The following is a 6,210-nucleotide window of genomic DNA, read 5'->3' as shown; positions in this document are numbered from 1 at the left end:
CGCCGCGCGTTCTTCCGCACTCAAATGCTTGTAGTTCTTCTTCATCGCAACACCCTACCTCATTCAAGGTGTTGCACTTGGAACTAGAGACTAAGTTTCTGTTGTCCCATTCGACCTCTTTTGATTTTCCAGAAAACACTCGGCGAATTAAGCATCTAAACGGGGGCACGGTCAATGATTTTAATTCGAGACAAAACTTCATTGACAGATATTAACGATTGCTCTGGCCATCTCATTTTTAGGCGATTTTTTCCCGATATCACGGCCAAACAAAAAAATCGGCATTGAGCCGCAATTCCGTTCAGTTAAGCAACTGAGCGGAATTTTTGTTTTTCTGACAAAAAAGCCGTTATAAGCAAGCGCGGCGATGTTAGCTTTCATCGCCATGCTGGCCGATCCGCTGAAGCGAGTCATCGCGCGTCGCGTCTCACCCATCCCCGCCCTTGCCCGCGATTTCCGGTCTGGCTATGCTGGCGGGTGCGCCGGCTGCCCGCAGGCGACCGCCCCAACCAGAACAACGCTCGAGAACCTGCCCATGTCCACCACCAGTCTGTTTTTCACGGCCGCCGGCGTCGGCCTCGCGATCGCTGCGCCGGTCGGCCCGATGGGCATGCTGTGCATCCGCCGAACGCTGAGCGGCGGTCCGCGCGCGGGACTCGCGATCGGCTTCGGCATCGCCAGCGGCGACGCGGCCTACGGGCTGATCGCGGCGCTCGGCCTCGTCGGCATTTCTCAGTTCATGCTCGCGTACGACCGCCCGCTGCATCTGCTCGCGGGCCTGTTCCTGCTGTATCTCGGCGTGCGCGCGCTGCTGCAGAAGCCGTCCACTCAAACCGCCGACGGCAATGGCAACGGCAACGGCAAGCTCGCGCAGATCGGCCGCGCCGGCGCGCTGCGTGCGTACGCGAGCGCGCTGTTGTTGACGCTGACCAATCCGCAGACCGTCATCATGTTCGCGGCGCTATTCACGACGCTCGCGCCACGCGGCGCGTTCTCGCCGGCCATCGCGCTGACGACGGTCGGCGGTGTGTTCGCCGGCTCGATCGCGTGGTGGTGCTGTCTGGTGACCATGGTGTCGCTCGCGCGTCATGCGATCGGCAGCAGGCTACGCGTCGCGATCGATCGCGTGGTCGGCCTCACGCTCGCGGCGTTCGGCGTCGTCGAAATCCGCCGCGCGCTCTGAGCGGCACCTCACACGCCATGCGGCACATCCGCGCCGCACACGCCGAATGCAGCCCGCTGCCAGCCGCGACGCGGTCCCTCTGAACAAGTGCCGCACGCTGGCGCGGCAGTTTTGCGACAATGGCGCCTTTCGCCGCTGAGGCGCCGGCCGACGCGGCCGTGCAGCGCACCGCACGCCGCGGCACCCAGCCGCCCCGGCGCGTACGCCGGCCTTGCCGCCCCAACCCTTCACCCGCGCTGCGTCAGCTGTCCGTTCAATGGCTCTACCCCACATCGATCTGCTGTACTCCGTCTCCGGCCTGTTCGTCGGCTTTCTGGTCGGGCTGACGGGCGTCGGCGGCGGCTCGCTGATGACGCCGATCCTCGTCCTGCTGTTCAAGGTGCACCCTGCCACCGCGGTCGGCACCGACCTGCTGTACGCGGCCGCCACCAAGGCGACCGGCACGCTGGTGCACGGACTGAAGGGCTCGGTCGACTGGCAGGTCACGCTGCGCCTCGCGGCCGGCAGCGTGCCCGCGGCGACCGTCACGCTGATCCTGCTGCATCGCTATGGAATGGATACGCCTGGCGCGGGCCGGCTGATCCAGGTCGTGCTCGGCGCGGCGCTGCTGATTACCGCGATCGCGCTGGTGTTCCGTCCGCAGCTCGCGGCGCTCGGCGCGCGCAAGCAACGCGCGCCGAGCCAGGCACGCACGCTCGCGCTTACCATGCTGACCGGCGCGACCCTCGGCGTGCTGGTGTCGTTGACGTCGGTGGGCGCGGGTGCGATTGGCGTGACGGTGTTGATGCTGCTGTATCCGATGCTGCCGACGACGCGCATCGTCGGCTCCGACATCGCGCACGCGGTGCCGCTGACCTTGCTCGCGGGCGCCGGACATTGGCTGCTCGGCTCGATCGACTGGTCGATGCTGCTGTCGCTGCTGGTGGGATCGCTGCCCGGCATCGCGATCGGCAGCTATCTGGCCTCGCGCGCGCCGGACGCGCTGCTGCGCAATCTGCTCGCCGCGACGCTGACGCTGGTCGGCGTGCGGCTGGTGTTGTCGTGAGGCGCTGAAAACGCGTCAAGCGCGCACGCCGCAACCCGTGTCTATTTGAAAAACCGACAGGTCAGATCCGCCTCGAACTGCCTGACCCACTGACCGTGGCGGTCGTAATACGACTGTGACCAGCTGCCGCGCCGCACGGTGACGACCCGCTCGTGCGCCGGCTCACCGGGTGCTGCGCTCGCGCTGATGTCGAAATGCGCGGGCGCGAAACCGTGTCGCGCACACACCAGTTCGAATGCCGCGCGATCGCCGATCGGCAGATCGATATAGCGAAACAGCGTGGTTTCCATGACCTTGGCTCCCCCTTCCCTCTTGGTCACAGTACGCCTCGCGATGCGTCGGTAATGTGTCGCAGCGCACGAATCCGCGACGGCCGCGCCTCCATCAGGACCTGTGCGTGCGGCAAGCCGCATTGCTGCGGTCCCGCAAACCTCGCGAGTGCCACGCCATAAAACCGGCGGCGAAAAAAAGCTCCGGCGATCATGCCGGAGCCTCCAGGTTGATAGATAGACCTCGCGACGCGATGCAAGCGCGGCGTCAAACCGTCTACGCGACGCCGGTGACGGCGCCCATGCACCAAGCCGCTGCGCACCACCGCGCGACGCGGGCCTTGCGGCGCCGCGCGCACGCGTACCGCTTACTGCTGCACCACTTTGAGCTTGTTCGATACTGACGTTACGCCGTCGACACCCTTGGCGGCTTCGCCGGCCGCATCGATCTGTCCCTGGGTCGGCACCGAGCCGGTCAGCGTCACTGCGCCGCCGCGCGCGCGCACGGCGATGTGCGACACGTCGAGACCCTGGGTCTTTGTCAGCGCGTGGCGCACCTTACGGCCAAGTTCGTGATTCGCTGCCTTGCCGGCCTTGACGGCGGCTGCCGCCGACGCCGTATCGGTTGCCGGAGCGTTTTGGGCGTAGACGTTGCACGCCACCACCATCGCCACAACCGGACCCAGTGCTTTCAGAAAACCGACCGTCTTCATAGCTCTCTTCTCCTTGGTTTCACATTGGACCGCATGAACAAGCGGCATCGTTACGACTACGGGCGGCCGTCATCGCGCGAACGCGCGCGTGAACGTCGGCCATCAACGGCTGTGACACGATGTACAAGAGGCGAGAGACGCTGAATACCAGCAACCGGCAAACCGCGACGTCCGCCGACGCACCCGGTTCTTGTCCGTCTTGCCGGGGTCGCGCCGCAAACGCTGGATCGCGGTAGCGATGCACAATTTAATCTAGCCGGCACAGAAGCGCAAAGGATTTAGCGCGCGGCGTGGCGCGCCGACAGCGGGTGCGTCATGCGTGCCGGATAGAAGCAGACACGCTCCGTGGTCGCGCAAGAATTTGCACGGGCATCATGCCAGCGCTCATGCCGGCGTTCACCGCGGTGCTCACCATTTGTTACGCGTTTGTCGGCGTGACGGGCGGCTACGCGTTTCGCGGCCGCGCCAATCTCAGGTACCATCGGCGCGACGCGTGCTGGCGCGCGCCGCCCAAGCCGCCTTCGCGCATTCGAGCCCGATCGACCGCCGCTTTCAGATGATCCGATGAAGCCTGACACCGGCCGCACCCGCCCTACCCATCTCGTCGCCCGTTTTGTCGCGATCTCGTGGCGCGACCTGGCGGTCTCGTTCGGCCCGCTCGTGCTGCTCGTGATCGTCGCAATCTGGGCCGCCGTGCGGCTGATCCAACCCGCCCCGCCGAATACGCTGACGATTAGCGCCGGTCCCGTCGGCAGCACCTTCTGGATCGCCGCGCAGAAGTACAAGACGATCCTTGCGCGCAATCGCATTACGCTGAACGTGCTGGCCTCGCAGGGCTCGCAGGAAAATCTGAAGCGGCTGTTGGACCCGAACGCGGACGTCGACGTCGGCTTCGTGCAGAGCGGCATCGCGCCCGCCGGGCTCGACAAGAACAAAAGCCTGATGTCGCTCGGCAGCGTCGCTTACGTGCCGCTCGCGATCTTCTACCGCGGCGCCCCCGTCGACTGGCTGTCCGGGTTCAAGGGCGAACGCCTCGCGATCGGCCCCGAGGGCAGCGGCACGCGCGAGCTCGCGCTCGCGCTGCTGAAGGCCAACGGCATCGTGCCGGGCGGTCCGACCCAATTGCTGCCGCTAACGGGCGACGCCGCCGCCGACGCGCTGATCGACGGCACGATCGACGCGACCTTCCTCGCGGGCGACTCGGCGCAGCCGGCCGTGATGGGCAAGCTCTACCGCACGCAGAACGTGCGCTTCTACGATTTTTCGCAGGCCGACGCGTACACGCGCCGCTTTCCGTACCTGACGCAGCTGAAGGTGCCGATGGGCGCCTTCGACCTCGGCAAGAACCTGCCGGCGAACTCGATCAGCATCGTCGCGCCGACCGCCGAGCTGATCGCGCGCGATTCGCTGCATCCGGCGCTGTCCGATCTGCTGATCGAAGCCGCGCGCCAGGTGCATGGCGGCGCGACGACGATGCAGCGCGCTGGCGAATTCCCCGCCCCGCTCGCGCACGACTTCCCGCTTTCCGACGACGCCGCCCGATACTACAAGTCGGGCAAGAGCTTCCTGTACCGAACGCTGCCGTTCTGGATCGCGAGTCTCGCGGACCGCCTGCTGGTGATCGTCGTGCCGCTGATCGTGCTGCTGGTGCCGGCGCTGCGCATCGTGCCGGGGTTGTACGCGTGGCGCGTCAAATCGCGCATCTATCGCTGGTACGGCGCGCTGATCGCGATCGAACGCAGCGCGCTCGGCGAACATTCGTCGGCCGAACGCGCGTCGCTGATCGAGCGGCTCGACGCGATCGAAGACTCGGTCAACGGCATGAAGATGCCGCTCGCGTACGCGGACCAGTTCTACGTGCTGCGCGAGCACATCGGCTTCGTGCGGCGGCGGCTCACGGAAAGCCGCGACACGCAGGGCGGGCTGGACGAGGCCGACGAGCAGGCGGCCGAAAAAGTCAAAGGCTGAGCGCCCCTGACGACACCGCCGGAACCTACGCCCACCGGCCGCCACCAGGGGATATCGACCGGTGCAAGCCGGGACCGCACCGCGTAAGATCGCTACAATTTTGATCAGATAACGGACGCACCGTCCGCGTCGTCCGACACCAGACAATCCGGGAGAAATTTATGACCGTTGGCATCGACGCCCAACAGCGGCAGTGGTTTTACGATTTCGTCTCGCCGTTCACCTACCTGCTGCTCGAGCAATACGACAAATGGCCCGGCTTCGACTTCGCGTTCACGCCGGTCGTGCTGAACGATCTGTATCGCCACTGGGGCCAGCGCTCCGCGTACAGCGTGCCCGCCAAGCGCACCTTCATGTACCGGCACGCGCTGTTTCGCGCGGAGCAGCTCGGCATTCCGTACAAAATGCCGCCCGCCCATCCGTTCGATTCGATGAAGCCGCTGCTGCTCGCGACCGCCGCGAACGGCGACGTGCAATTCGTGCGCGAGATTTTCCGCTTCATCTGGCGCGAGGGGCGCGATCCGTCGAGCGACGAAGCGTTCGCCGAGCTGTGCGAGCGCGTCGGCAAGCCGGACGGCCCGGAACTGATCCAGGACGAAGCCGTGAAGGCGCAATTGCAGCGCAATACCGCCGATGCGATCGAACTCGGCGTCTATGGCGTGCCGACGTTTCGTCTGAACGATCAGCTGTTCTGGGGCGAGGACGCGCTGCCGATGGTGCTGTACTGCGCGCGCACGCCGAACTGGCTCGAATCGCGCGAGGTGAAGCGGATCAGTTCGCTGCCGTGGGGGCTGCCGGACAAACCAACACCGGCATGACACCGCGGTCGCTGCGGGCCGCGCCCTGGTTGCGGCTTTGTCCCCAACGAATCGATGCCGGCAGGCGTCGCGCTGATGCCGGCCATACCGTGCCCGCTATGCCGCCGAAGCGCAAACGCGCCTAGAGCGTGTTAGGCACTTTCTGTCAGACCTGGTAACCTGGCGGGATGATAGAACGCAAGCCATACCCGACAGATGTTTCGGACGAGGAATG

Annotated in this window: 7 protein-coding genes; 4 read left to right on the top strand and 3 right to left on the bottom strand. The window is 65.6% G+C overall.

Features of this window, described 5'->3' with window-relative positions; genetic code table 11:
- Window positions 1-198 precede the first annotated feature (198 nt).
- Window positions 199-414, bottom strand: coding sequence for a hypothetical protein (locus HDG33_RS36465; RefSeq protein ID WP_184041128.1), 216 nt, complete (start codon window positions 412-414; stop codon window positions 199-201).
- A gap of 121 nt (window positions 415-535) precedes the next feature.
- On the opposite strand from HDG33_RS36465, the gene HDG33_RS36460 reads away from it, so the two are divergent.
- Window positions 536-1,183, top strand: coding sequence for a LysE family translocator (locus HDG33_RS36460; protein WP_184041126.1), 648 nt, complete (start codon window positions 536-538; stop codon window positions 1,181-1,183).
- A 256-nt stretch (window positions 1,184-1,439) separates the two neighbouring features.
- On the top strand, window positions 1,440-2,228 hold the full coding sequence (locus HDG33_RS36455) for a sulfite exporter TauE/SafE family protein (protein WP_090803240.1): 789 nt from the start codon (window positions 1,440-1,442) through the stop codon (window positions 2,226-2,228).
- 41 nt (window positions 2,229-2,269) lie between these two features.
- Here HDG33_RS36455 and HDG33_RS36450 read toward each other — a convergent pair whose 3' ends face one another.
- Window positions 2,270-2,518, bottom strand: a complete 249-nt coding sequence (locus HDG33_RS36450; RefSeq protein WP_184041125.1) for a hypothetical protein — start codon at window positions 2,516-2,518, stop codon at window positions 2,270-2,272.
- A gap of 347 nt (window positions 2,519-2,865) precedes the next feature.
- Complete coding sequence (locus HDG33_RS36445; RefSeq protein ID WP_184041124.1) at window positions 2,866-3,210, bottom strand: BON domain-containing protein; 345 nt, start codon at window positions 3,208-3,210, stop codon at window positions 2,866-2,868.
- 564 nt (window positions 3,211-3,774) lie between these two features.
- Here HDG33_RS36445 and HDG33_RS36440 point away from each other — a divergent pair.
- Window positions 3,775-5,178, top strand: coding sequence for a TAXI family TRAP transporter solute-binding subunit (locus tag HDG33_RS36440; RefSeq protein ID WP_184041123.1), 1,404 nt, complete (start codon window positions 3,775-3,777; stop codon window positions 5,176-5,178).
- 161 nt (window positions 5,179-5,339) lie between these two features.
- Window positions 5,340-5,996, top strand: a complete 657-nt coding sequence (locus tag HDG33_RS36435) for a 2-hydroxychromene-2-carboxylate isomerase (protein ID WP_184041122.1) — start codon at window positions 5,340-5,342, stop codon at window positions 5,994-5,996.
- Window positions 5,997-6,210: the final 214 nt, after the last annotated feature.

The sequence above is a fragment of the Paraburkholderia sp. Cpub6 genome (assembly GCF_014201065.1).
GTDB lineage: Bacteria > Pseudomonadota > Gammaproteobacteria > Burkholderiales > Burkholderiaceae > Paraburkholderia > Paraburkholderia tuberum.
This window is presented reverse-complemented; position numbering and strand designations above follow the sequence as displayed.